This window comes from Actinomadura sediminis (assembly GCF_042675525.1).
GTDB classification, from domain to species: Bacteria; Actinomycetota; Actinomycetes; order Streptosporangiales; family Streptosporangiaceae; genus Spirillospora; species Spirillospora sediminis.
Genome location: NZ_JBHTJA010000003.1, coordinates 151,348 through 176,144 on the forward strand (window position 1 = coordinate 151,348; position 24,797 = coordinate 176,144).

Genomic DNA, 24,797 nt, shown 5'->3' on the forward strand with positions numbered 1-24,797 from the left:
ACGCGCGAGTCCGCCCGGGATCGGCGGTCGGGCCCGCTATGCGGCCTCATTACGGTCCGACCATAATGAGGACCCTTTTCCAGGTCAGGCGGTGAAGACCCGCTCCCCCGCGAGGTACGTCTCCCGCACGGTGATGCCCTCGATCTCCTCCGGGGGCGTCCGCAGCGGGTCGGCGGAGACGACGACGAGGTCCGCGTACTTGCCGGGCGTCAGGGACCCCGTGACGTCGTCGGCGCGGAGCTGCCACGCGGCGTCGATCGTCTGGGCGCGGAGCGCCTGCGCGACGGAGACGCGCTCGTCGACCCCGAACGCCCGGCCGCGCCGGGACAGCCGGGTGGCGGCGACGCCGATGTTGTGCAGCGGGCTCACCGGGGTGACGGGCGAGTCGTTGTGCAGGGAGACGCGCATGCCGGTGCGCAGCGCGGTGCCGATGGGCGCCCAGCGGTGCGCGACGTCCGCGCCGAACAGGTCGTCCAGGACCTCGCCCCAGTAGTAGATGTGGTCGGGGAAGAGGCTGCACGTGACGCCCATCGCGTGGGCGCGTTCGAACTGGTCGGGCCGCATCGCGCTGGCGTGCTCGATGCGCAGGCGCGGCGCCTCTGCGGGCGTGCCGCCCAGCATCTCCTCCCACACGTCGAGGACCTGCTGCACGGCCGCGTCGCCGTTGGCGTGGCAGGCGAGCTGCCACCCGGCGGAGTGGTACGCGCGGGAGATCTCCAGCAGGTCGGCGGCGCCGTAGTTGGGGTCGTGGTGCGGTTGGAACGGTCCCGAACGGTAGGGGAAGGACGCGGCGAGGTTGCCGGTCCAGGGCGAGCCGTCCGCCCACGTCTTGATGCCGACCTGGCGGACCATGTCGTCGCCCGCGCCGGGTTCGACGTCGCTGCGCAGCGCCGGGGTCGACACCTCGTAGAGCCGCAGCCGGGTGGTCAGCGGGACGTCCCGCAGGTGCGGCCGCGACGCCGGGTCGAACGCCATCTCGCTCATCATCGTGACGCCGCGCGCGTTGACGCGGGCGCTCTGCGCGAGCAGCGCGGGCGCTGGGTCGGCGACGGCCGCGCGGAGCGGCGCGGTGACGAGGCCGATCGCGGCGGGCTCGAACGCGGAACCGTCCAGGTCGCCGGCGGGGGTGCGGCCGAAGTACCCGCCGGACGGGTCCGGGGTGCGGCCGCTCAGCCCGGCGAGGTCCATCGCCCTCGTATTGAAGTACGCGGAGTGTCCCGAGTTGTGCATGATGATCAGCGGGACGTGCGGGGCGACGCCGTCGAGCCACTCCAGCGTCGGTTCCGGCAGGCCGCGGTGGAGGAGGGGCTCCCATCCGTTGCAGACGGCGACCGGGCGCGCCGCGACGGCCTCCCGGATCGCGGCGACCACGGCGCCGGCGTCCGGGAGGGTGACCGGCCGGATGTCCACGAGGTGCCCGCTCTGCACGGTCGCGTCGCCGAGGAAGTGGCCGTGGGCCTCGACGAACCCGGGCAGGACGCACCCGTCGACGTCGACCGTCCGGGTGCCGGGGCCGCGCAGGCCGTCCAGGTCGGACGCGGTGCCGACGGCGAGGACCCGCCCGGCGCGGACGGCGACCGCCTCGGCGAACGGCACGCGGTCGTCCAGCGTGACGACGCGGCCGCGGAGAATCGTGTCGGCGGTCATGCGAGGTAGGCCAGGGCGGCGGCGGTCAGGGCGGTCGTGCCGACCTGGATGGTCGGGTCGGGGTCGGGCGCGAACAGGGCGCTGTGGTTGCCGGGGAGGTCCGCGAGCTTCTCCTCCGGCGTCTCGCCGGCCGCGCGGTTCCAGTCGTCCCAGGAGGTGCCGCCGAAGAACCAGAAGTTCGTGGGGACGGCCGTGCCGCCGTTGTGCTCGGCGTCGCCGAACACGGAGAAGTCCTCGCTGCCCATCATCGGGCCGTGCTCCAGCACCGCCTCCGCGCCGAACAGCTCGGTGTGGACGGACGAGACGCGCGCGTCCGCGTCGGCGTCGTTCAGGGTCAGCGGGAACTCGCTCGACACGGTGAACTCGGGCGGCCGCGGGGCGCCCGCGGCGGCGCACTCGGCCTCGGCGATGCGGCGGATCGCGGACAGGACCTGCTCGCGGGCCCGTTCCGACTGGACGCGGAAGTTCAGCGAGACGCGGGCCTCGTCGGGGATGACGTTGGCGGCGGTGCCCGCGTGGACCTGCCCGGCGGTCACGACGACCGACTCGCGCGGCGACACCTCGCGGGACACGATCGTCTGCAGGCGGGTGATCAGGTGCGCGGCGATGACGATCGGGTCGACGCACCGCTCGGGGGCCGAACCGTGCCCGCCGCGGCCGAACAGCCGGACGTCCACGGTCGTCGCGGCCGACATGATCAGCCCCGGCCGGTGGACGATCGCGCCGGCCGGGAACGGGCCGACGTGCTGGCCGAGGACGACGTCCGGGCGGGCGAAGCCCGCCCACGCGGGGTCGCGGACCATCGCCGCGGCGCCCTCCCCCAGCTCCTCGGCGGGCTGCCCGACGACCAGCAGCGTGCCCGACCAGCGCGACCGGGCGCGGGCGAGCGCCTCGGCGGTCCCGGTGAGGCACGCGACGTGCATGTCGTGGCCGCACGCGTGCATGACGCCGTCGATGGTGCTGGCGTAGGGGAGGCCGGTCCGCTCGGTGACGGGCAGGGCGTCCATGTCGGCGCGGACGAGCACGACGGGTCCGTCGCCGTTGCGCAGCTCGCCGACGACGCCGGTGCCGCCGACCCCCTCGACGACCTTGTACCCGGCGGCGTGCAGGCGGGCGGCGACGACGCCGGCGGTCCGCTGCTCCTGCCACCCGGGCTCGGGGTGGGCGTGCAGGTCGCGGTACAGCTCGCCGAGCGCGGGCGCGTGCTCGGCGAAGTCGCTGAGGATCTCGCGGGTCTGCTCCGTCGCTCGGCTGGTCAACTGGGCTCCTTCGCGGGGAGGGACGGCGCGCTGGCGAGCAGCCGCCGCGTGTAGGGGTGGGCGGGCGCGTCGTAGATCCGGCCCTGCTCGACGATGACGCCGTGCCGCATGACGGCGACGGCGTCGCTGACGTGCCGGACGACGGCGAGGTCGTGGGAGATGAACAGCATCGTCAGCCCGAGCCGGGCGCGCAGGCCGGCGAGCAGGTTGAGCACCTCGGCCTGGACGGAGCAGTCCAGCGCGGAGGTGATCTCGTCGGCGACGACGATGTCGGGTTCGGCGACGAGCGCGCGGGCGATCGCGATGCGCTGCCGCTGCCCGCCGGAGAACTCGTGCGGGTACCGGTCGGCGGCGTCGGCGTCCAGCGCGACCATCTCCAGGCCGCGGGCGATCGCGGCCCGGTCGGCGCGGGCGCGGCGCGGGTCGATCGCCTCGGCGAGGGCCCGGCCGATCCGCATCCGGGGGTTGAGGGAGGAGTTCGGGTCCTGGGAGATCAGCTGGACGCGGCGGCGCACCTCGGTGAGCTTCGAGCCGCGCAGGCCGGACACGTCCCGCCCGTCCAGGAGGATCCGCCCGGAGCGCGGGCGGACGAGGCCGACCATGGCCTTCGCCAGCGTCGACTTGCCGGAGCCGGACTCGCCGACGAGCCCGAGCGTGGTGCCCTTCGGCACGGCGACGCTCACGTTATCGAGGACGGTCTGGGCGCGGCGCCCGTGCCCGAACACGACCGTGACCTCGTCGGCGGCCAGGACGGGGGCGGGGGCGGTCTCGGTCGGCGGGGGGCCGGTCGGCGGCGGTACGGTCATCGGGCACGCTCCGTGGGGACGTCCTCGACTGCGTGGCAGGCGGCGCCGTGCAGGTCGCCGAGGGGGACGAACGCGGGCGGGACGTCCGCGCACTCCGGCCGGACGTGCCCGCAGCGGGACGCGAACGCGCACCCGGCGGGACGGTCGGCGGGCGCGGGCGGTCGTCCGGGGATCGTCGCGAGCGGCTCCCCCGGCTCGGTGTCGAGGCGGGGCGTCGCGGCGAGCAGCGCGCGCGTGTAGGGGTGGCGGGCGCGTCCGGCGCGGAGCTCGGCGACGGGGATCTCCTCGACGATCCGCCCCGCGTACATCACCAGCACGCGGTGGCACAGGGACGCGATGACGCCGATGTCGTGCGAGATGAACAGCATCGCGGTGCCGTCGCGCCTGTTCACGTCGCGGAGCAGGTCGAGGATCTCGGCCTGCACGGTGACGTCGAGGGCGGTGGTGGGTTCGTCGGCGATCAGCAGCCGCGGCCCGGTGAGCAGCGCGGACGCGATCATCGCGCGCTGCCGCATCCCGCCGGACAGTTCGTGCGGGTGCTGCTTGAGGCGTGCCGCCGGACGGGTGATGTGGACGTCCTTCAGGGCCTGTTCGGCGCGCGCGCGGGCCTCCGCCCGGCCGAGCCCGCGGTGGCGGCGGAGCACCTCGGTGAGCTGCCCGCCGACGCGCAGCGCCGGGTTGAACGACGCCGTCGGGTCCTGGTAGACGACGCCGATCTCGGTGGCGAGCCGGTCGGGGGACGTGCGGCCCAGCAGGTCGAGGTCGTCCAGCCGCAGGGTGCGGGCGTCGGCGTGCACGGTGTCGGGCAGCAGCCGGGCGGCGGCCATCGCGGTGAGGCTCTTGCCGGAGCCCGACTCCCCGACGACGCCGACGATCTCGCCGGGCCGCACGTGGAACGACACGCCCGCGACGAGGTCGACGTCCCCGGCGGACACGCGCAGGTCGTCGACGACGAGGAGGGCGTCGTCCGGGACCGGCGCCGGTTCCGGCCCCCGCGCGGGGGCCGCGCCCCGCCCGCGGACGGCGGCGTTGCGGCCGCGGCGCGGGTCGGCGCCCGCGGCCAGCCCGTCCCCGACGAACCCGGCGAACACGCCCGTCAGCGTGATCGCGACCGCGGGGCCGAGCGCCTCGGCCGGGTTCGTGTAGAGCGCTTCCAGGCCGGTGTTCAGCAGCAGGCCCCAGTCGTACGACGGGGACTGCACGCCGAGCCCGATGAACGACAGGCCCGACAGCGCGGTGAGCGTCCCGGCGAACGCGACCGACAGCAGCACCAGCAGCGGCTCGGCGATGTTCGGCAGCAGGTGCCGGGTCAGCACCCGGTGCGGCGGGACGCCGAGCAGCCGCGCGGACGCGACGAAGTCGCGCCCGGCGACGGACGCGGCGAGGTTCGCGGTCAGCCGCGCGAAGGCGGGCGACCACGCGACCCCGATGGCGATGACGGACGCGACGGTGCCCGCGCCGAGGATCGTCGCGACGGCGAGCGCGAGGATCACGGCCGGGTACGACACCATGACGTCGATCAGCCGCAGCCCGATCTCCCGGACGCGCCGGCCCGCGACCCACACGGCGGTGCCGATGAGGACGCCGAGGGTCCCGGCGATCGCGGTGGCGAGCACGGTCATGACGAGCGTGAGCCGGGTCGCGACGAGCGTGCGGGCGAAGACGTCCCGGCCGAGCGCGTCCGTCCCGAGCCAGTGCTCCCCGGACGCGCCCTGCCGGGCCGCGCCGGACAGCGCGGTCGCGTCGTCGCCCCAGACCGGCGGCGCGACGACGGCGAGGACGGCGATCAGCCCGAGCCCGGTGAGCCCGGCCGTCAGCCCCTTCGAGCGGCGGATCATGAGGTGCTCCTCGCGGTGAGCGTGCGCGGGTCCAGCAGCCCGAGCAGCGTGTCGATGAGCAGGTTGACCAGCGCGGCGATGATGCCGAGGACGAGCACCGTCCCCTGGATGACCGGGTAGTCGCGGTTGATGATCGCCTCGACGACGCGGCTGCCCATGCCCGGCCACGCGAACACGCTCTCCACGATCACCGTGCCGCCGAGCAGCGACGTCAGCGTCAGCCCGCCCATCGTGAGGGTGCTGGTCAGCAGGTTCGGCAGCGCGTGCCGCGCGTACAGCGACAGCGGCGGCAGGCGGCGGCCCCGCGCCGTCCGCATGTAGTCCTGGTCGAGGACGACCGCGGTCTCCCGGCGGACGATCCGGGCGAGGACGCACGTCGGCCCGATCGCGATCGCGAGGACCGGCAGGATCAGGGACGACGGCGACGCGGCGCCCGCCGCCGGGAGCAGCCCCAGCGTGATCGCGAAGACCAGCACGAGCAGGGTGCCGATGACGTACTCGGGCGTCGCGCCCAGCGTCCCGGTGCCGAACGTGAACGCGGTGTCGAGCCGCGCCCGCCGTCCGCCCCGGGTCGCGATCGCGACGGCCATCCCGAGCGGGACCGACAGCACGATCACGATCGCGATGGCGAGGAACGCGAGCTGCGCGGTGAACGGCATCCGCCCCGCGATGACGTCCGCGACCGATTCGCCGGTCTGGAAGGACGTCCCGAGGTCGAAGCGCAGGAGGCCGTTCACGTACGAGACGAACTGCTCGGGGATCGACCGGTCGAGGCCCAGCTCGTGCCGGATCCGCTCGACCTCCGCGCCGGTCGCGCCCGTCCCGGCCAGCGCGCGCGCCGGGTCGCCCGGGATGAGCTGCACCATCAGGAACGTCGCGCCGACGAGGGTGGCGAGCACCCCCGCGATCCCGACGAGCCGCCGCGCGGCGAACCCGAGCCACGGGTTGACGGCCGGCCCCCGGCGGCCCGCCTCGGGGGCCGGGCCCGCCGGGTCCTGTTCCTCGCCGACGAGGGTCGCGTCCGTCATCAGCCCTTGATCCGGAAGGTCGCCGGGTCGTTGGTGCCGTTCACGAGGTAGGCGTCGCCCCGCTCGCCGTAGACGAACGACACCGGCACGGTCGACAGCGGCACGACGTCCACGCGCTCCAGAGCGGCCTTCTGCGCCTCGGCCCACGACTTCTTCTTGGCGTTCTCGTCGGTGGTGGACATGGCCGCGACCAGCCCGTCGACGAGCCCTTCGTTCTCGATCGCGCCGAAGTTGCGGCCCTCGGGCGGCGGCGGGCCGGTCAGCAGGAGCGCGCCGGACGTGAGCGTCCCGGAGAAGTTCAGGTGGGCCATCACGGTGACGTCCCAGTCGCCCTTGCCGCCGAGGACCTCCGTCGCCCACGTCGCGTTGTCGACGTTGCGCAGCTCGACGTCCGCGCCGGCCGCGCGCAGCGCCTCCTGGACGTAGGTGTTGCCGGAGCCGCCCGCGACCCCGTTCGTCCCGTTGAGCTTGATCTTGACGCCGTCCAGCACCTTCTTCGCGGCCGCCGGGTCCGTCTTCGTGATCAGCGCAGCGTCGGTGTTGGCGAAGGGGCTGGTGCTGTCGCTCCAGCTCTTCATGACCTCGCCCCGGCCGCCGAACACCTTGTTGAACGCGGCGGGGTCGACGGCCTGCGCGACGGCCCTGCGGAACTTCTCGTCCGTCCCGGGGCGGCCCTCGCGCTGGTTGAACACCAGGAACATCCGGAGCAGCGGCGCCGGGTGCACCTCGTAGCCGCCGCCCGCGAAGCGGGCGACGTCCGGGCCGGTGAACGCCGCGTAGTCGAGCGCGCCGGTGCTGAGCTGGTTCGCGGCGGTGCTCTCGTTGGAGACGATCGTCAGCTTCACCGTCTCGGCCCGCTCGCCCTCGGGCTTCTCCGCGACCTTGTACTCGGCGAACGCCTCGAAGTCGTCGCGCAGCTCGAACGTGTAGGAGCGGCCGCGCTGCAGGTCGGTCAGCTCGTACGGGCCGGAGCCCGCGCCCTTCACGGTGCCCTGGTCGAGGCCCTTCGGGTCCTTCAGGCCGGGCTCGCACACGATCCCGGCGCCGGTCAGCGACAGCGCGGGCACGAGGTCCGACCACGGCCCGTCCAGCTTGATCGTGACGGTTCGGGCGGCGTCGTCGGCCGTCACGTCGACCTTCGCGCCGGGCCCGAACACCAGCGGCGCCTGCGACGCGCCCGTCTTCGGGTCGGCGAACCGGCGCAGCGACGCCGCGACCGTCGAGGCCGTCAGCGGGGCGCCGTCCGAGCAGGTCAGCCCGTCGCGCAGCGTGAACGTCGCCGACTCCGGGGTGGCCTCCCACTTCTCCGCGAGGCCCGGGACGACCGAGTTGTCGGAATCGCGGTAGACGAGGTTCGCGAACCGCATCCGCGCGAACGTGTAGTCGGTGGCCGCGTTGCCCTTCGCGGGGTCGAACGTGTGGGCGTCCGACGTCACCGCGAAGCGGAACGCGTCGTCGGCGGCGCCCTCGGACGTGCCCCCGGAGGTCGTGCAGCCGGCGGCGAGGACGGCCGACACCGCGAGGGCGGCGGACGCGAGTGCGGGGCGGGAACGAGACATGGACTTCTCCCTGGACGAACGGAGCCGGGGGCCGGCTGGGAGCGCTGGTGTCCAAGGATCAAACCTGCCGCGAACAATCGGCTAGATTGCAGGAATGTCGCGTGAAACCCCCCTGACGTGCACGGATCCGCGGGATGGATGAGCTCGACCTGGCGCTGGTGAACGCGCTCCAGCACGATCCCCGCGCGCCGTGGTCGCGCCTCGCCCGTCCCCTCGGCGTCGACGCCGCCACCCTCTCCCGCCGCTGGGCCCGGCTCAGCGCCGCCGGGGAGGCGTGGGTGACCTGCTACGCGGGCCCGTCCCAGGTCCCGTACGCGGCGTTCGCGCTGGTCGAGGTCGGCTGCGTGCCCGGGGAGCACGAGCGCATCGCCGCCCGGATCGCGCGGGACCCGCTGTCGATCAGCGTCGAGCAGACCACCGGCAACCGCGACCTGCTGCTCACCGTCAGCGGGCTGAGCGTCGCGCACATCGGCACGTACGTCCTCGAGCGGATCGGCAAGATCGACGGGGTGACGTTCACCCGCACCCACCTGTGCCACCGCCTGTACACCGAGGGCAGCCGGTGGCGGCTGGACTCCCTCAGCCAGGACCAGCGCCGCGACCTGATGGGGCACCGCGGCGGCCGCGGCGACGGCCCCGACCACGAGCCGGGCAAGCTCCGCGACGACGAGGTGAACGTCATGGTCGCGCTCGGCGCGGACGGCCGCCGCTCCGTCGCGTCCCTGGCCGCCGGGCTCGGCATGTCCGAGGCCCGGGTGCGCCGCGCCCTCACCGGGATGATCTCCAGCGCGCGGGCCGTGCTCCGCTGCGAGGTCGCCCACCGGCTGACCGGCTGGAACGTGACCGGGATGCTGTGGCTGGACGTCCCCCCGGCGCGGCGCGACGACGTCGCCACCGTGCTCTCCGGGATGCGCGAGGTGCGGCTCGTCTGCTCGGTCTTCGGCCGCGCGAACCTGATGGCGAACATCTGGGGCCACGGCCTGGAGGACCTCGCCGCGTTCCAGACGCGGATCGCCGCGCGCTTCCCGGAGATCGGCATCGTCGAGCAGTCGGTGACGCTGAAATGGGTGAAGCGGATGGGCCGCCTGGTCGACGAACAGGGCCGCAGCATCGGCCAGGTGACCATGGACATCCGCGGAAACCATGCCTGACGGCGCGGGGGACGGTCACCGGCGGCGGGATTGCACTCGGCCGCATGGAGCCCGCTGACGCCACCCGCATGATCCTGTCGGAATCGGCCCCGCACCCGGAGCTGCTGCGCCTCGCCCGCCACTCGCACGAGGAACTGTCGCACGGCCGGGCCGTCCCGCACGAGACGCTGAGCGAGATGCTGCGGGAGGCGGCGCGCAAGGACGTCTACGGCCCGCTGCGCCGCCGCTACGGCGTGCCCGCGTTCGACGCCATGGTCGAGGCGCCCGCCCGGGAGATCGACCGCCTCGCGCCGGCCCCCGTCAGGGCACGCTGATCGCCGGGGCGGTGCTTTCGCGGTCCCACATCGTCCGGTAGAGCCCCGGGCGGGCCGCCAGCTCGGCGTGCGTGCCGCGGTCGGCGATCCGGCCCCGGTCGAGCACGACGATCTCGTCCACGGCGTCCAGACCCGCGAGCCGGTGCGTGACGAGCAGCGTCGTCCGTCCGGCCGTGGCCTCCAGGAGGTCGGCGGTGAGGGCGTCGGCCGTCCCGGTGTCGAGGTGCTCCGCGGGCTCGTCCAGGAGCAGGATCGGGAAGTCGGCCAGCAGCGCGCGGGCGAGCGCGATCCGCTGCCGCTGGCCGCCCGACACCTGCGCGCCGTGCTCCCCGACCCGCGTGTCGAGACCGGACGGCAGCGCGTCCACCCAGTCGAGGAGGCGCGCGCGGCGGAGCGCGTCCCGGATCTCCGCGTTGGTCGCCGAGCGCCGCGCCAGCCGCACGTTCTCCCCGATCGTCGAGTCGAACAGGTGCGCGTCCTGCGCGCACAGCCCGACGACGGTGCGCAGGTCGTCCCCGGCGAGGTCGCGGACGTCCGTGCCGTTCAGCGTCACGCGTCCGTCCGCCGGTTCGAGGAAGCGCAGGAGCACGGACGCCAGCGTCGTCTTGCCCGAACCGCTGGGGCCCACCACCGCGACGCGGCGGCCGGGCGGGAGGTCGAGCGACACCCCGTCGAGCGCCCACGGCCCGTCGGGCGTCCAGCGCGCGCGCAGGTCCGTGATCTGGACCGTGTGGGGCGCCTCCGGGAGCCGGGCCGGGTCGTCCGGGTCCCGCACGGGCTCGGGCCCGTCCAGGACGGCGAACACCCGCGCCGCCGACGCCCGCACCCGCTCCAGGTACTGCGCCGCGAGCGGCAGCCCGTTGACGACCTCGAACGCCGCGAGCGGCAGCAGCACCACCACCGCGAGCAGCACCCCGTCGAGTGACCCGTCCCGCACCGCCGGGACCCCGGTCGCGAGCCCGCCCCACACGGCGAGCCCGCCCCCGAGCGCCGACAGCGCCGCGCCCAGCCCGGCCGTGCCCGCGGACCGGGCCGTCGCGCGGGTGAACTCCCGGTCGATCCGCGCGGCCTCCGCGAGCCGCGCGGGCGCCGCGCCGTACGCGATCAGCTCGGGCGCCCCGTGCAGCGTGTCGACGACGTGCGTGGCCAGCTCGCCCCGCAGGTCGGCCGTCCGCCGCTCGGCCCGCCGCGCGACCGCCGCCGACACCCACGGCGCCGCGACCCCGGCCGCCAGCAGCGCCGCCAGCAGCACCGCCCCGGCGGCGGGCAGGATCGCCCACGCCACCCCGACCGAGGCGCCGCCGACGACCGCCGCGACCGCGCACGGCAGCAGCGTCCGCAGGTAGAGGTCCTGGACGGCGTCGACGTCGTCGACGAGCCGCGCGAGCAGGTCGCCGCCCCGGAACGCGGGCAGCCCCGCCGGCGCGAGCCGCTCCAGCCGCTCGTACACGCGGGCCCGCAGGTCCGCGAGGATCCGGAACGTGGCGTCGTGCCCGGCGAGCCGCTCCACGTACCGGAACACGCCGCGCCCGATCCCGAACGCCCGCACCGCCACGATCGCGACCATCAGCATCAGGACGGGCGGGTGCTGCGCCGCCCGCGAGATCAGCCACGCCGACGTCCCCATCAGCGCGACCCCGCTGCCGAGGGCGAGCACCCCGAACACCAGGGAGACCAGCAACCGCCCCCGGACGGGCCGCGTGAGCCTGATGAGCCGGAGGATCGGCCGACCCGACGACTTTTCCACAGGTCCGGCTTCCGCTTCGTCCGCGGGCTCGGCGATCGGTTCGGGGCCGGCCCCCCAAGGTGGGTGGGGAGTGCTCGTCTGCCGAGCGGTCGCTTCCGTCCTCATGCCGCCCCCTGCACGTCTTCGAGGAGACCTGGCCGAGCACCGGCCAGGGCGGTGATGCGATGGCCCCGGGCGGGGCGGCGGCTCGCCGGGGTCGGGGGCTTGCGTTCTCGGGCGTTCACGCCGCCACCTCCGCCGGTTCAACGTGCACGACCCGGTCGGCGAGGGCCGCGAGGGCCGGGCGGTGGGCGACGAGGACGACCGTGCGGTCGGCGGTGAGGCGGCGGACGGCCTCGATGACGGCGGCCTCGCTCTCCGCGTCGAGGCCCGAGGTCGGTTCGTCCAGGAGGAGCAGGGGGGCGTCGCGCAGGAAGGCGCGGGCGAGCGCGACGCGCTGCCGCTGTCCCGCCGACAGGCCCGCGCCGCGTTCGCCGATCGGGGTGTCGAGGCCGCGGGGGAGGTCGTCGGCGAACTCGAGGACGTTCGCGGCGCGGGCGGCGTCCCGCACGGCCGCGTCGGAGGCGTCCGGGTCGCCGAGCCGGATGTTCGCGGCGATCGTCCCGGCGAACAGGTGCGGGCGCTGCGGCACCCACGCGAGGTGCCGCCGCCACGCGTCCGGGTCGAGGTCGGCGAGGTCGGCCCAGTCGACGAGGACGCGTCCCGCGTCGGGCCGCGCGAAGCCGAGGAGGACGTTCAGCAGCGTCGACTTCCCGGAACCGCTCGGGCCCGCGAGCGCGACCGTCTCCCCCGGGTGGACCGTGAGCGTGAAGGCGTCGAGGGCGGGCGCCTCGCGTCCCGGGTAGGCGACGGTGACGCCGTCGAGCCGGATGGTGGCGCGGCGGACGTCCGGGACGCGGGTGTCCGCGCCGGTCTCCGGGAGCGGGGTCTCGAGGACCTCGAAGATGCGTCCGGCGGCGGTGAGGCCCTCGACGCTCGCGTGGTACTGGGCGCCGACCTGGCGGAGCGGGAAGTACGCCTCGGGCGCGAGGATCAGGATCAGCAGCGCGGTCTCGAACGCCATTCCGCCCTCGACGAGCCGCAGGCCGATCGACACGGCCACGAGCGCGACGGACAGCGTCGAGAGGAGTTCGAGGACCATCGCCGACACGAACGCGATCCGCAGCGTCGACATCGTGGCCCTGCGGTACCGGCCGGTGACCTCGCGGATGCCCTCGGCCTGCGCCTTCGCACGGCCGAACACCTTCAGCGTCGGCAGCCCCGCGACGACGTCCAGGAAGTGCGCGGACAGCAGCGAGAGGGTGCGCCACTGCCGGTTCATCTTCCACTGCGTCGCGAGGCCCACCAGGATCGCGAAGACCGGGATCAGCGGGACGGTCAACGCGATGATCACCGCGGAGACCCAGTCGCCGAGCAGGATGCGCGCGCCCACGGCCAGCGGCACCGTCACGGCGAGGATCAGCTGCGGCAGGTAGCGGGCGAAGTACCCGTCGAGGGCGTCGACGCCGCGCGTCGCGAGCGTCGCCAGCTCGCCGCTGCGCTCGCCCGACAGCCAGCGGGGCCCGAGCCGGGTCGCGTGCTCCAGCAGACGGCTCCGGAGCTGCGACTTCACGGCGGCGGACGACCGGTGCGCCGCGACCTCCTGGAGCCACGCGACGGCGGCGCGGCCCGCGACGACCGCGAGGAGCAGCAGCATCGGGGTGCGCAGGTCGCGCAGGTCCGCGGACCCGAGGAACGTGCGGGCGATCATGTCGGCGAGCAGCGTCGCCTGCGCGATGACCAGCCCGGCGGTCGCGGTGCCGAGGACGGCCGACGCGACGAGGAACACGCGGGTGGTGCGGGCGTGGCGCAGCAGGCGCGGGTCGAGCGGCTTCATCCGACCGGGCTCTTCCGCTTCGCGGGCTTCGCCGGGATCTGCGCGGTGCCGATCCGCTTGCGGAACACCCAGTACGTCCAGCCCTGGTAGATCATCACGATCGGGGTGAACACCAGCGCGACCCACGTCATGATCTCGAGGGTGTAGCCGCTGGACGCCGCGTTCTGCGTGGTGAGGCTGTTCGCGGCGGCGATCGTGGACGGCATGACGTCGGGGAACACCGAGCCGAACAGGGTCACGAAGGTGAGCACGACGGCCGTCCCGGTCCCGATGAACGCCCAGCCCTCGCGGCCCCGCGCGTTCGCGGCGGCGGCCCCGGCGAGTCCGGCGAGCGCGCCCGCGACCGCGAGCCACGTCCACGACTTGCCGTACTGCGTCTGCGTGACCAGCAGGAACGCGGCGGCGGCGACGAGCGCGGCGACGGCGGCGACGCGCGCGACGCGCCGGGCGTGCGTCCGGACGGTCCCGGTCGTCTTCAGCGCGACGAACACCGCCCCGTGCAGCACGAACAGGGTGAGCGTCGTCAGCCCGCCGAGCAGCGCGTACGGGTTGAGGAGGTCGAGGAGCGTCCCGGCGTACTCGTGGTCGGCGTCCAGCGGGACGCCCCGGACGATGTTCGCGAACGCGACGCCCCACAGGAACGCGGGGATGACGCTGCCCCAGAAGATCGCGCGGTCCCAGCGGGCGCGCCACCGGGCGTCCTCCCGCTTGCCGCGGTACTCGAACGCGACGCCGCGCACGATCAGCGCGAGCAGGATGAGCAGGAGCGGCAGGTAGAAGCCGCTGAACAGGGTGGCGTACCACTCGGGGAACGCGGCGAACATCGACGCGCCCGCGACGATGAACCACACCTCGTTGCCGTCCCACACCGGGCCGATCGTGTTGATCACGACGCGGCGGCGGACGTCGTCGCGGCCCAGCACCGGCAGCAGCATGCCGACGCCGAAGTCGAAGCCCTCCAGGAAGAAGTAGCCGATCCACAGGAACGCGATGATCAGGAACCAGGCGGTCGTCAGGTCCATGACGGCGGGCCCTTTCAGTAGGCGAACGCGAGCGCGCGTTCTTCGTCGTGGTCGCCGTCGCCGTCCTCGGACGGCGGCGCCACCTCGTCCTCGGTGGGCGGCCCCGCCTTCGCGTACTTGGCGAGCAGCTTCACCTCGATGACGAACAGGACGGCGTACAGCGCGGTCAGCGCGCCGACGGAGATCAGCATCGACCCGGCGGACACGCCCGGCGAGACGCTCTGCGAGGTCTGCATCAGCCCGTACACCGACCAGGGCTGGCGTCCCATCTCGGTGAACACCCACCCGGCGGAGCTGGCGACGAACGGCAGCGTGAGCGACAGCATCGCGATCCGCCACGTCCACGGGCCGGCGGGGAGGCGGCCCCGGCGGGTCAGCCACAGGCCGAGCAGCGACAGGCCGGCGGTGGCCATCCCGATGTAGACCATCATCCGGAACGTCCAGTACGTGACCGGGACGTTCGGGGTGTAGTCGCCCGCGCCGTGTTCGGCCTCGGCGGCGGCCTGGAGGTCGTCGATGCCCCGGACCTCGCCGTCGATGCTGCCGGTGGCGAGGAACGACAGCACCCCGGGCACTTCGAATCCGACGATCTCCTCGGTCCCGTCGGGCGTCCGGACGCTGAACGGCGAGAACGGCGCCCCGGTCTGGGTCTCGTACAGCCCTTCGGCGGCGGCCATCTTCATCGGCTGGTGCTCGGTGACGACCTTGCCCAGCATGTCGCCGCTGATCGCGACGGCGATCGACGCGACCGCGGTGACGACGAGCGCCATCCGCAGCGACGGCCGGAACACCTCGACGTTCTTGCGGCGCATCAGGTGCCAGGCGCTGACCCCGGCGACGAACATCCCGGCGGTGACGAACGACGCCGCGATCGTGTGCGGGAACGCGGTCAGGTGCATCGGGTTCGTGAGGACGGCCCAGAAGTCGGTGAGCTCGGCGCGTCCGGACGCCTCGTCGATGCGGTAGCCGACGGGGTTCTGCATCCAGGAGTTCGCGGCGAGGATGAAGAACGCGGACAGGATCGTCCCGAACGACACCATCCAGATGCAGGCCAGGTGGATCTTCTTCGGCAGCCGGTCCCAGCCGAAGATCCACAGGCCGAGGAACGTCGACTCGAAGAAGAAGGCGAGCAGCCCCTCGATCGCGAGCGGCGCGCCGAAGACGTCCCCGACGAACCGGGAGTAGGCGGACCAGTTCATGCCGAACTGGAACTCCTGCACGATCCCCGTCACGATCCCCATCGCGAAGTTGATCAGGAAGAGCTTGCCCCAGAACTTCGTCGCCCGCAGGTACTCGGTCTTGCCCGTCCGCACCCACGCCGTCTGCATCCCCGCGACGAGCGCGACGAGCCCGATGGACAGCGGGACGAACAGGAAGTGGTAGACGGTCGTGATCCCGAACTGCCACCGTGCGATGTCAACCGTGTCCATGGCCACCCTGCTCCCGGCCGAACGTCCTCATGCGCGGGCCTCCCCGGCTATCTACTACAAGCTGTAGTACTACGTCCCGTACGACATACTACGGGCCGTAGTACTACCTGTCGTCGTTATCCGGATCACCTTCGCCCGGACGGCGCATGACCTTGATCACGTACGGACGGCGCGGGTTGACCTCAACTAAGGTCCAGGTCGCAGAGTGGACCCCATGAGCACCGAGACCGCGACCGCGGACATCAACGCCATCCACGAGATCGTGGCCACCGTCGAGCGCGCCCAGCAGGCCAAGGACGCCGAGGGTTTCCTGAAGCTGTTCCACCCCGACGCCCTGTGGACGACCGCGCACGGCAAGGTCCTGATCGGCTTCGACGCGATCGCCGAGTTCACCCGCGCCGTCCTGCCGAACGCCGTTTTCGAGGGCCCCGTCACCTATGAGGCCGTCCACGTCCAGTTCCTCCGCCCCGACGTGGCCGCCGTGAAGGTCCGGCAGGTCTACCACTCGCCGGACGGTGACACGGAGGGCGCGCCCCTCTACGTCATGACGAAGGGCGAGGACGGGCGCTGGCTCCTCCACGCGTGCCAGAACACGCAGGTCAAGACCGACTGAAACCCCGAAGCCGAGTCCCCGCCCGGAGAGGTGCGGGGGCTTCGGCGCGCGCCTCCCCGATCCCGTGGAGCTTCGCCCGGCCGCGAACGGCGACCTCGTCCTCCACGCCTTCCTCGGCCTGCCGCCCTGACACCGAGTCCAGGCCGGACGGTGTGCAGTGGATCACACCGCGAGGATGGGTGTCACAGTCGCGGTCACGCGCCGTCTCTCAGGTGCATGACCAACGGCATGGACCCAGCAGGGACCGATCATGCGGACGCGACGCGCGGAGCGCGGGAGCCCGGACGCGGGCCGCTGCCGGTCGTGGCGGCGCTCGCCCTCGGAGCGGCGGTGACCTGGGGCGCGGCGGTTCCGGCCGCCGCCGCGCCGGCATCGGGCGCGGACCGGTACCTGGGGGTGTGGAACTACGACCAGCCGGACCGCGGCACCATGCGCAACATCGCGGAGATCCGCTGCCTCCCCGCGGAACCCGACTGCGAGAGCTTCATCCCGGGCGTGCCCGCGGGCACGCCGGTCCAGGTGCCCCAGATCGGCCGGATCGTCTTCACGAAGGGCGCCGGGCCGGGGAAGGTCGTGGGCAGGACCGACCGGGGCTGCACCTGGTCGTTCGAGGTCCGGGGCCGTTCCCTGGAGCTCGCGTATCCGGGCCAGCGCTGCACCAACAAGGTGATCAATTCGGACTACACCCTGCTGAGCTGGTCGGTGCGGGTGTCCGGCCGGCACGAGACGGAGACCATCAAGGGGATCAGCCACCACGAGGAGGACTACGGCTTCACGCTGGCGGACGGTGCCCGCACCAGGGACCGGCCGGAGCCGTGGCCGAAGGCCGCGCGGCGGTTCGCCGGGCGGTGGACGTACGACCCGGCGGACCCGTCCCGGATGATCAACATCGTCACCGAGCGGCGCGTGCGCCCGGACGGGACGCAGGTGGCCGGGCGGTCGGAACGGCGGGGCCACGTCGACATGGTGGTGCGGCCCGACCGGACGATCGCCGCCCGGACCTCGGACGGGTGCCGGTGGACGCTCGCGGCGAGCGGCAACACCGCCGAGCTCTCGCCGCCCGGGCAGACCTGCCGCCGTGCCGGGGAGACCGTCACCCTCGATTTCTGGCAGGTGGCGAGCGACGGGCGGCGGCAGGCGTCGATCATGAACGGGACCGTGCGGCGCGCCGGCGGCACGTCCACGTTCCTGCTCAACGCGGGGGCGCTGAGCCGCTGACGCGCGCCGAGCGGACGCCGTCCGCGCGGAACGCCCGCCGGTACGCGGACGGCGACGTGCGCATGGCGCGGGAGAAGTGGTGCCGGAACGTCGCGGGGCTCTCGAAGCCGACGGCCGCGCCGACCTCCTCGACGGGCGGGGTCCCCTCCTCCAGCAGCGGCAGCGCCGCCATCACCCGCTGCGCGACCACCCACCTGAGCGGGCTGGTGCCGGTCTCCCTCGCGAAGTGCCGGACGAACGTGCGGCGCGACAGCCGCGCCTCCCGGGCCATCGCGGCGACCGTGATCGGCTCGGCGAGGTGCGCGAGCGCCCACGCCATGCTGCGCCCGATCGCGTCGTCGGCGGCCCGGGGCCGGACCGGGGCCTCGACGAACTGGGCCTGCCCGCCGTCGCGGTGCGGCGGCACGACGAGCCGCCGCGCGACCGCGTTCGCGACCCGCGCCCCGTGGTCCTTGCGGACCAGGTGGAGGCACAGGTCGATCCCGGCGGCGCTGCCCGCTCCCGTCAGGACGTCGTCGCCGTCCACGTACAGGACGTCCGGCGTCACCCGCACCTTCGGGTAGCGGCGGCGCAGCAGGTCGGCGTGGCGCCAGTGGGTGGTGGCGGCGCGGCCGTCGAGCAGCCCCGCGGCGGCGAGCGCGAACGCGCCCGAGCAGATCGACACGATCCGCGCGCCGCGCGCCCGCGCCTCCCGCAGCGCGGTGACGACCTCGGCCGGAACGTCGCCGCGCACGTCCGGGACCGCGACGACCATGACCGTGTCGGCGGCGGCGAACGCTTCCAGCCCGTGGTCGGCGATCATCGTGAACCCGCCGAGGGCGCGCATCGGGCCGCGCTCGGCCGAGCAGACCCGCAGGTCGTACCAGGGGACGTCCAGTTCGGGGCGGGGGCGGCCGAAGATCTCGACGACCGACGCGAGCTCGAACGGCGCCATCCCGTCGAACGCCAGCACGGAAACCGTGGACATGGCGCGATATTAGCGGTGAACGGCATTCGTGCCACTTCTGTGCGGCCGTCCCGTCCGGGACGATCGAGACGTCTCGCACCGCCCATGAGGGAGATCACGTGAACGTTCCCGCCGCCCCGGCCGCCGAGGCCGTCCGGCACTTCGCCGCCCGCCTGGCCTTCGAGACGGACGTCGCGGACGTCGCCGCGCTCCTCGACGCGGGCGGCGGCGAGATCGTGCTCGTCGACACGCGCGGCGCCGAGGGGTGGGAGCAGGGCCGCATTCCGGGCGCCGTCCACCTCCCCGCCGCGCGGATCGCCGAGCACGGGGCGGCGCTCGTCCCCGCCGGGGCGACCGCGGTCGTGCACTGCTGGGGGCCGGGATGCAACGGGGCGACGAAGGCGGCGCTGGAGTTCGCGCGGCTCGGCGTCCCGGTCAAAGAGATGATCGGCGGGTTCGAGTACTGGGTCCGCGAGGGGTTTCCCGTGGAGGCGGACGGGACGGTCGCGCGGCGGTCTCCCGACCCGCTGACGGCGCCCGTTCGGGCGGTCTCGTGCGGGTGTTGATCCGGACGGGAAGAATGTTCCGGCCGAGACGGGGCATAAGGATGTCCCCAGACGGCGTTAGACTGACCGAATCACTCTTTCATCACTCTTTCGGCGCCCCAGCGCCAGGCTCGTCCTTGCAGCCCACGAATCCGATACGTGGTGCCTCCCGAGACGTGCCCCCCTCTCGGAAGGTATTGCGTGACCACAGCCACTGCTGCTCAGATCCCGACCACCGACGCCGCCACCGCGGCCGAGGAGCGGGTTCCCACCTTCGCCGAGCTCGGCCTCCCGGCCGAGCTGGTGACCGCCCTGGCCCGCCAGGGCATCGACGCCCCGTTCCCGATCCAGGCCGCCGCGATCCCCGACGTCATGGCGGGACGGGACGTCCTCGGCCGCGGCAAGACCGGGTCCGGCAAGACGCTCGCGTTCGGCCTGCCGCTCCTCGCCCGCCTGGCCGGCCGCCGCGCCGCCCCGAAGCGCCCCCTCGCGCTGATCCTCGTGCCGACCCGCGAACTCGCCCAGCAGGTCCAGCACAACCTGGAGCCGCTCGGCCGGTCCCTCGGCCTGAAGTTCAAGACCGTCATCGGCCAGACCTCGATGTTCAAGCAGATCGACGCGCTCCGCCGCGGCGTCGAGGTGCTCGTCGCCACGCCCGGCCGGCTCAAGGACCTGATGCAGCAGGGCGCCTGCGACCTGTCCGACGTCGAGATCGCGGTGCTCGACGAGGCCGACCACATGGCCGACATGGGCTTCCTGCCCGACGTCACCGAGATCCTCGACCAGGCCCGGCGCGGCGGGCAGCGGCTGCTGTTCTCCGCGACCCTCGACAAGGACGTCGACGTCCTCGTCCGGCGCTACCTGCAGGACCCGGTCACCCACGCCATCGGCCCCGTCGACGAGTCCGTCGACACGATGGACCACCACCTGCTGCTCGTCGCCCCGAAGGACAAGGGCGCGATCACCGCGGAGATCGCCAACCGGGAGGGCCGGACGATCCTGTTCGCCCGCACCAAGCACGGCGTCGACCGGCTCGCCAAGCAGCTCACCGACGTCGGCGTGCGGGCGGCGGGCCTGCACGGCGGCAAGAGCCAGGGCCTGCGCACCCGCACGCTCGCCGAGTTCCGCGAGGGCAACATCAGCGTCCTCGTCGCGACGGACGTCGCCGCGCGCGGCATCCACGTCGACGACGTGAGCCTCGTCATGCACGTCGACCCGCCCGCCGACCACAAGGACTACATGCACCGCGCCGGGCGGACGGCCCGCGCGGGCGAGCGCGGCACCGTCGTCACGCTCGTCCTGCCGCACCAGGTGCGCTCGACGTCCGCGATGACCCGCCGCGCCGGGATCCACGCGCCGCGCGTCCGGGTGTCCAGCGGCGACGCCGAACTGGTCAAGCTGACGGGTGCGCGGATCCCGTCCGGCATCCCGATCGCCGAGCCGCTCATCCCGGAGCGTCCGCGCCGCGAGAACGGCGGCGGCCGGGGCCGTCCGGGCGGCCGTCGCGGCTACGGCGGCGGGCGCGGCCGGTCGTCCGGCGGTGAGCGCCGGGGCGGCGGCCCGCGCAGCACCGGCGGTTCCGCGCACGGCGGCGCGCGCCGCGGCGGCTCCTTCGGGGGCAAGCGCAGCGGCGGCGGCGACCGGAGCGCGGCCCGCTACAACTGAACCGAGCATCAGGTGAAACGACCCCGCCCCGGGTTCCTGGGGCGGGGTCGTTCCCGTCCGGGAACGCGCGGGGCGGGCGCCGCGTCGAAGACGCTGCACCCGATCTAAGGAGGATGGGCGATGTCCCCCCGTTCCGGGTCCCCCCATTCCGCCGCGGCGCAGAGCGGGGCGGGCTCCGTCGTGATCCGCCTGCGGCCGTTCCGGATGGCCGGTCAGCGCGGCGGCCTGCCCGTCCTCGTCCACGCGGGGGAGCAGGTGCTGCGGCTGGCGCCCGGGGACAACCCGCTGCCGCTGCCGCCGGGGGTCTGGCCGGTGCGGGTGTGGTGCTCGTACTTCGGGATCAAGGTGGGCAAGGCGGAGACGACGGTCGACACGCGCGCGGGGGGCACCGTCCTGCTGCACTACGCGCCGCCGCACACGATCTACAGCGGCGGCGCGCTCGCTTACGAGCCGGTGGAGCGGCCCGGCAGGTCCGTCCTCGTGGGGATCTTCGTCGGGGCGTTCGCCCTGGTCGTCGCCATGGTGCTGCTCGGGATGCTGCTGGCCTGACGGTCAGCCGGTCTCCTCGCGGACGTCGTCCGCGCCGGCCTCCTGGGGCCGTGCGGCGCCCGCGCCGTGCACCCCGTTCGTCCCGTTCTCGGCGCGCAGGCGGTCCTGGAGGAGCTGCAGGCCCTCCAGGCCGTCGACGGAGAGCGCCGCGAGTTCGTCCAGCGACATCAGCGGGTTCGTGCGCAGCGGCGGCTGCCAGCCCTGCTCGGGGTCGTGGCTGCGCAGCACCTTCGCGGGGACGCCGCCGATGACCGAGTGGTCGGGGAACTCGCCGCGGACGACCGCGCCGCCCGCGACGGCGACGTTCCGGCCGAGCCGGGTGCCGGGCAGGATGATCGCGCCGGTGCCGATCCAGCAGCCGTCGCCGATCACCACCGGGTTGTTCTCCGGCCACTGCCGCCCGATCGGCACGTCGAGGTCGCCGTAGGTGTGGTTCTGGTCGGTGATGTAGACGTTGGGGCCGGTGAACACGTCGTTGCCGATCTCGATCGACTGGTGCCCGACGATGTGCGTGCCGCGGCCCAGCGAGCAGCTCGACCCGATCGTCACGACGACGTCCGGGCCGAGGTCGAGACCCGGGACGAACCCGGCGGAGATCGTCACGTGCGTCCCGACGAGGGTGTGGTCGCCGATCGAGATCCACGGTTCGCCGTAGATCGCGCCGACGGGGAAGCCGATGCAGGCGCCCTCGCCGAGGTAGGCGAACCGGCGGGCGCCGTGGGTGTGCGGGGTGATCTCGCCGTGCCGCTGGATCCACTCCCAGGTCCGGTGCACGGCGCTGTGCAGGCCCCGGCGGGCCCGGTCCTTGGCGAGGACGCCCAGGCGCCGCGGCACCGAGCGGGATTCTGCCGACATGCGGTTCACCGTACCGGGTGGTAGCGGCGGACGGGACGGGCGGGACGCGGCGGGCGGGGCCGGACGGGAAAGGGCCCGGTCCGTGCGGACCGGGCCCTCTTCCACTGAGCCTTACGCATGCACAAACACCGAAAAGCCGGCTAGTGCGGTGAATGCACCTGGCCGTCCACATCGGCACCGCTGACCGTCATGGAGTCGGCCGAGGTGGCCTCCCCGTCGTCCGAACGGCCCGCCATCTCCCGGTCGGCGCTGCGCCGGGTCATCACCACGCCCGCCGCGCCGGCCGCGAGGGCCGCGCCCGTCATGGCCATCACCATCACGGTCGACGGCCGGTTGCGCCGCGGCGGTTCCACCCGGTGAGCCATGTCGTTCATGAACGTGCTCACTCGCGGTGCTAGGCCCGTCTCCACATAACGGGCCGCCCGCCGCAGCCGGGGCGCGCTCCAGCCGCGCGCGGTCATCACGCGCTCGTTCGCGGCCGGCATGAACCGGTCGGCCGCCATGGTGGCCTGCCGCCGGCACATGGTCGCACCCTGCACGGGGCCGCCTGCCGGGCGCGTTCGTACCCCGTGTACACGCCGTCCTGCGGCCTGCGACGGATACTCATCTTTAGGGACACGCTAACCTCCCTGTTTGCGAGGTCCTGTCTGCAACCTTCCCGTGCATCGGAGGGTAAACACCGTGCGAGTGACCGTCCGACCCCGTAGGGTGACGGTGTCCGTCATGTCGGAGACCGCACGGTTTCTGCGGCAGGGACCGGCCGAACTGCACGAACTGCACGAACGACACCCGGACCCGGCGTCCGGACGACCATGAGGAGGCCCGCGTGGCCAACGAGATCTTCGCGAACCTCGACACGACGCTCGGCAAGATCGTCATCCAGCTCTACCCGGACAAGGCGCCCGAGACCGTCGCCAACTTCGTCGACCTCGCCGAGGGCAACAAGGTCTGGACGGACCCGAACACCCGGCAGAAGACCGAGAAGCCCCTCTACGACGGGACGATCTTCCACCGCGTCATCGACGGGTTCATGATCCAGGGCGGCGACCCGCTCGGGAACGGCACCGGCGGCCCCGGCTACGAGTTCGGCGACGAGTTCCACCCGGACCTGAAGTTCGACCGGCCGTACCTGCTGGCCATGGCGAACGCCGGGCCCGGCACGAACGGGTCGCAGTTCTTCATCACCACCAACGTGCAGAACACCCGGCACCTCACCGGCCGGCACACGATCTTCGGCAAGGTCATCGAGGGCACCGACGTCGTCGACAAGATCGTCCAGACGCCGACCGGCGCCATGGACCGTCCGAAGACCGACGTCGTGATCCGCACGGTGACGATCGAGCGCCGTTAATCGTTGAGCAGGTGAGAGCCCGCACCTGAGAGCCGGCACCTGAGAAGCCTGCACCCGAGAGCCTGCACCGCACCCGGAGTACGGATGAGCACAGAACCCAGTCCCGCGCCCGACACCTCGGTGCCGACCTGCTACCGGCATCCGGGGCGGGAGACGTACGTGCGCTGCACGCGGTGCGACCGCTACATCTGCCCGGACTGCATGCGGGAGGCCGACGTCGGCCACCAGTGCGTGGAGTGCGTCGCCGAGGGCAACCGGGACGCGCACCGGACGGCGCCCCGGACGGCGATGGGCGCCCGCGTCGCCGCGTCGTCCACTCCGGTGGTGACGTACTCGCTGATCGGCGCGTGCGTCCTGGTGTACCTGTTCGAGCGCGCGTCCCGCGAGGTCGTCTTCGACTACATGATGGTGGGCCTCGGCCTGCTCGACGGGCAGCTCGTCGGGGTCGCCGAGGGCGAGTGGTACCGGCTCGTCACCTCGATGTTCCTGCACCAGACCGAGGGGTCGTTCGGCATCACCCACATCCTGTTCAACATGTGGGCGCTGTGGGCGATCGGGCCCTCGCTGGAGCAGGTGCTCGGACGGTGGCGCTACCTCGCCCTCTACATGCTGTCGGGGCTCGGCGGCTCGGTGCTGCTGTACCTGGTGTCGCCCGGCGAGGCCGCGGTGGGCGCGTCCGGCGCCATCTTCGGACTGTTCGGGGCCTTCTTCGTGATCGGCCGCCGGATGCGCGCCCCCACCGGCCCCATCGTGTTCCTGCTGGTGATCAACCTGATCATCACGTTCTCGGTGCCCGGCATCTCCTGGCAGGGCCACGTCGGCGGCCTGATCGTGGGCGCCGCGCTCGCGGCCGCGTACGCCTACGCGCCGAAGGCGCGCCGCCTCGCCGTCCACGTCGCGGCGCCCGTCCTCACTCTGGTGCTGCTGGGCGTGCTGGTGGCGGTCAAGACGGCGGACCTGTCCGCGCAGTACGGGCTGTAGGAGCTATGAGGCGGCCCAGGGGAGCGTCCCCTGGGCTACCTCCACTTCGTGGACAGGATGACGCCGAGGATGATCGCGGTGAACCCGATGCCGAGGTTCCAGTTGTGCAGGTCCGTCATGAACGGCACCTCGGTGCCGGTGCTCGCCGTGACGTAGAAGACCGCGATCCAGATCAGGCCGACCAGCCACAGCGTGATCATCGTCGGCACCAGCCAGCGCGGGCTGACCTCGGGCGCCTTGGACTTCTGCGGCGGGGTGTAGACCGCCTTCTTGCGCACTTTCGACTTGGCCACGGTGGTCGATCTCCTCGTGCGTCCGGCGGCCGGGGCGCCGGACCGCGCATGGGTGTTTTGTCGGTTAGCGTATCCGCTGGGGCGCAGCGTACGGCCTCCAGCGC

Annotated in this window: 23 protein-coding genes; 9 read left to right on the plus strand and 14 right to left on the minus strand. The window is 73.4% G+C overall.

From position 1 onward, the window contains the following. Window positions 1-84: 84 nt before the first annotated feature. The 6 genes from ACFQ11_RS03685 to ACFQ11_RS03710 are packed head-to-tail and all read right to left on the minus strand — an operon-like array spanning window position 85 to window position 8,137. Complete coding sequence (locus ACFQ11_RS03685; RefSeq protein ID WP_378296326.1) at window positions 85-1,647, minus strand: amidohydrolase; 1,563 nt, start codon at window positions 1,645-1,647, stop codon at window positions 85-87. Continuing rightward, the gene (locus tag ACFQ11_RS03690) at window positions 1,644-2,906 is read right to left on the minus strand and encodes an amidohydrolase (protein ID WP_378296327.1); all 1,263 of its coding nucleotides are present in this window, start codon (window positions 2,904-2,906) and stop codon (window positions 1,644-1,646) included. Before ACFQ11_RS03690 ends, ACFQ11_RS03685 begins: the two co-directional genes overlap by 4 nt. After that, window positions 2,903-3,712, minus strand: coding sequence for an ATP-binding cassette domain-containing protein (locus ACFQ11_RS03695; protein WP_378296328.1), 810 nt, complete (start codon window positions 3,710-3,712; stop codon window positions 2,903-2,905). Before ACFQ11_RS03695 ends, ACFQ11_RS03690 begins: the two co-directional genes overlap by 4 nt. Further along, window positions 3,709-5,550, minus strand: a complete 1,842-nt coding sequence (locus ACFQ11_RS03700; protein ID WP_378296329.1) for a dipeptide/oligopeptide/nickel ABC transporter permease/ATP-binding protein — start codon at window positions 5,548-5,550, stop codon at window positions 3,709-3,711. Before ACFQ11_RS03700 ends, ACFQ11_RS03695 begins: the two co-directional genes overlap by 4 nt. Next, window positions 5,547-6,578: an ABC transporter permease gene (locus tag ACFQ11_RS03705; protein ID WP_378296330.1), complete on the minus strand. Its 1,032-nt coding sequence runs from the start codon at window positions 6,576-6,578 to the stop codon at window positions 5,547-5,549. The genes ACFQ11_RS03700 and ACFQ11_RS03705 overlap by 4 nt, the downstream gene beginning before the upstream one ends. Beyond that, window positions 6,578-8,137, minus strand: a complete 1,560-nt coding sequence (locus ACFQ11_RS03710; protein ID WP_378296332.1) for an ABC transporter substrate-binding protein — start codon at window positions 8,135-8,137, stop codon at window positions 6,578-6,580. The genes ACFQ11_RS03705 and ACFQ11_RS03710 overlap by 1 nt, the downstream gene beginning before the upstream one ends. Before the next feature lie 134 nt (window positions 8,138-8,271). Between ACFQ11_RS03710 and ACFQ11_RS03715 the strand changes: the two genes are divergently transcribed. Then, on the plus strand, window positions 8,272-9,288 hold the full coding sequence (locus ACFQ11_RS03715) for an Lrp/AsnC family transcriptional regulator (protein WP_378296333.1): 1,017 nt from the start codon (window positions 8,272-8,274) through the stop codon (window positions 9,286-9,288). A gap of 44 nt (window positions 9,289-9,332) precedes the next feature. Beyond that, the gene (locus ACFQ11_RS03720; protein WP_378296334.1) at window positions 9,333-9,602 is read left to right on the plus strand and encodes a hypothetical protein; all 270 of its coding nucleotides are present in this window, start codon (window positions 9,333-9,335) and stop codon (window positions 9,600-9,602) included. Here the strand turns inward: ACFQ11_RS03720 and cydC are convergent. The 4 genes from cydC to ACFQ11_RS03740 form a co-directional block, all read right to left on the minus strand. Next, window positions 9,589-11,454, minus strand: a complete 1,866-nt coding sequence (gene cydC / locus ACFQ11_RS03725) for a thiol reductant ABC exporter subunit CydC (RefSeq protein ID WP_378296336.1) — start codon at window positions 11,452-11,454, stop codon at window positions 9,589-9,591. The genes ACFQ11_RS03720 and cydC overlap by 14 nt on opposite strands. 115 nt (window positions 11,455-11,569) lie before the next feature. After that, complete coding sequence (gene cydD, locus ACFQ11_RS03730; RefSeq protein ID WP_378296337.1) at window positions 11,570-13,225, minus strand: thiol reductant ABC exporter subunit CydD; 1,656 nt, start codon at window positions 13,223-13,225, stop codon at window positions 11,570-11,572. Beyond that, window positions 13,222-14,247 (minus strand): cytochrome d ubiquinol oxidase subunit II, encoded by a 1,026-nt coding sequence (gene cydB / locus ACFQ11_RS03735; RefSeq protein WP_378296339.1) that lies wholly within the window; start codon window positions 14,245-14,247, stop codon window positions 13,222-13,224. Before cydB ends, cydD begins: the two co-directional genes overlap by 4 nt. A gap of 14 nt (window positions 14,248-14,261) precedes the next feature. Continuing rightward, complete coding sequence (locus ACFQ11_RS03740; RefSeq protein ID WP_378296340.1) at window positions 14,262-15,677, minus strand: cytochrome ubiquinol oxidase subunit I; 1,416 nt, start codon at window positions 15,675-15,677, stop codon at window positions 14,262-14,264. Window positions 15,678-15,891: 214 nt separating this feature from the next. Between ACFQ11_RS03740 and ACFQ11_RS03745 the strand changes: the two genes are divergently transcribed. After that, window positions 15,892-16,290, plus strand: coding sequence for an SgcJ/EcaC family oxidoreductase (locus ACFQ11_RS03745; RefSeq protein ID WP_378296341.1), 399 nt, complete (start codon window positions 15,892-15,894; stop codon window positions 16,288-16,290). Window positions 16,291-16,518: 228 nt separating this feature from the next. Beyond that, entirely contained in the window at window positions 16,519-17,508 is a 990-nt protein-coding gene (locus ACFQ11_RS03750) for a hypothetical protein (protein WP_378296342.1), read from the plus strand. On the opposite strand, the gene ACFQ11_RS03755 is transcribed toward ACFQ11_RS03750, so the two are convergent. Next, a complete protein-coding gene (locus ACFQ11_RS03755) occupies window positions 17,483-18,475 on the minus strand; it encodes a helix-turn-helix domain-containing protein (protein WP_378296343.1) in 993 nt (330 codons plus the stop codon). The two genes, ACFQ11_RS03750 and ACFQ11_RS03755, sit on opposite strands and share 26 nt — an antisense overlap. A gap of 98 nt (window positions 18,476-18,573) precedes the next feature. Between ACFQ11_RS03755 and ACFQ11_RS03760 the strand changes: the two genes are divergently transcribed. The 3 genes from ACFQ11_RS03760 to ACFQ11_RS03770 all read left to right on the plus strand — a co-directional run bounded on the left by ACFQ11_RS03760 (window position 18,574) and on the right by ACFQ11_RS03770 (window position 21,213). Next, window positions 18,574-19,020, plus strand: coding sequence for a rhodanese-like domain-containing protein (locus tag ACFQ11_RS03760; RefSeq protein WP_378296344.1), 447 nt, complete (start codon window positions 18,574-18,576; stop codon window positions 19,018-19,020). A 180-nt stretch (window positions 19,021-19,200) separates the two neighbouring features. Next, window positions 19,201-20,664: a DEAD/DEAH box helicase gene (locus tag ACFQ11_RS03765; RefSeq protein WP_378296346.1), complete on the plus strand. Its 1,464-nt coding sequence runs from the start codon at window positions 19,201-19,203 to the stop codon at window positions 20,662-20,664. Window positions 20,665-20,784: 120 nt separating this feature from the next. Beyond that, a complete protein-coding gene (locus ACFQ11_RS03770; protein ID WP_378296347.1) occupies window positions 20,785-21,213 on the plus strand; it encodes a hypothetical protein in 429 nt (142 codons plus the stop codon). A gap of 3 nt (window positions 21,214-21,216) precedes the next feature. Here ACFQ11_RS03770 and ACFQ11_RS03775 read toward each other — a convergent pair whose 3' ends face one another. Both ACFQ11_RS03775 and ACFQ11_RS03780 read right to left on the minus strand, forming a co-directional pair. After that, complete coding sequence (locus ACFQ11_RS03775) at window positions 21,217-22,068, minus strand: acyltransferase (RefSeq protein ID WP_378296348.1); 852 nt, start codon at window positions 22,066-22,068, stop codon at window positions 21,217-21,219. Between the two features lie 140 nt (window positions 22,069-22,208). Then, window positions 22,209-22,571, minus strand: a complete 363-nt coding sequence (locus ACFQ11_RS03780; protein WP_378296350.1) for a hypothetical protein — start codon at window positions 22,569-22,571, stop codon at window positions 22,209-22,211. A 323-nt stretch (window positions 22,572-22,894) separates the two neighbouring features. On the opposite strand from ACFQ11_RS03780, the gene ACFQ11_RS03785 reads away from it, so the two are divergent. Together ACFQ11_RS03785 and ACFQ11_RS03790 are read left to right on the plus strand one after the other, a co-directional pair. Beyond that, window positions 22,895-23,419 carry a peptidylprolyl isomerase gene (locus ACFQ11_RS03785; protein ID WP_378296351.1) on the plus strand — a complete coding sequence of 175 codons (525 nt, stop codon included), beginning with the start codon at window positions 22,895-22,897 and terminating at the stop codon, window positions 23,417-23,419. An 84-nt stretch (window positions 23,420-23,503) separates the two neighbouring features. Then, window positions 23,504-24,400 carry a rhomboid family intramembrane serine protease gene (locus tag ACFQ11_RS03790; protein ID WP_378296352.1) on the plus strand — a complete coding sequence of 299 codons (897 nt, stop codon included), beginning with the start codon at window positions 23,504-23,506 and terminating at the stop codon, window positions 24,398-24,400. A 35-nt stretch (window positions 24,401-24,435) separates the two neighbouring features. On the opposite strand, the gene ACFQ11_RS03795 is transcribed toward ACFQ11_RS03790, so the two are convergent. Continuing rightward, a complete protein-coding gene (locus ACFQ11_RS03795; RefSeq protein ID WP_229816766.1) occupies window positions 24,436-24,693 on the minus strand; it encodes a cell division protein CrgA in 258 nt (85 codons plus the stop codon). Window positions 24,694-24,797 lie beyond the last annotated feature (104 nt).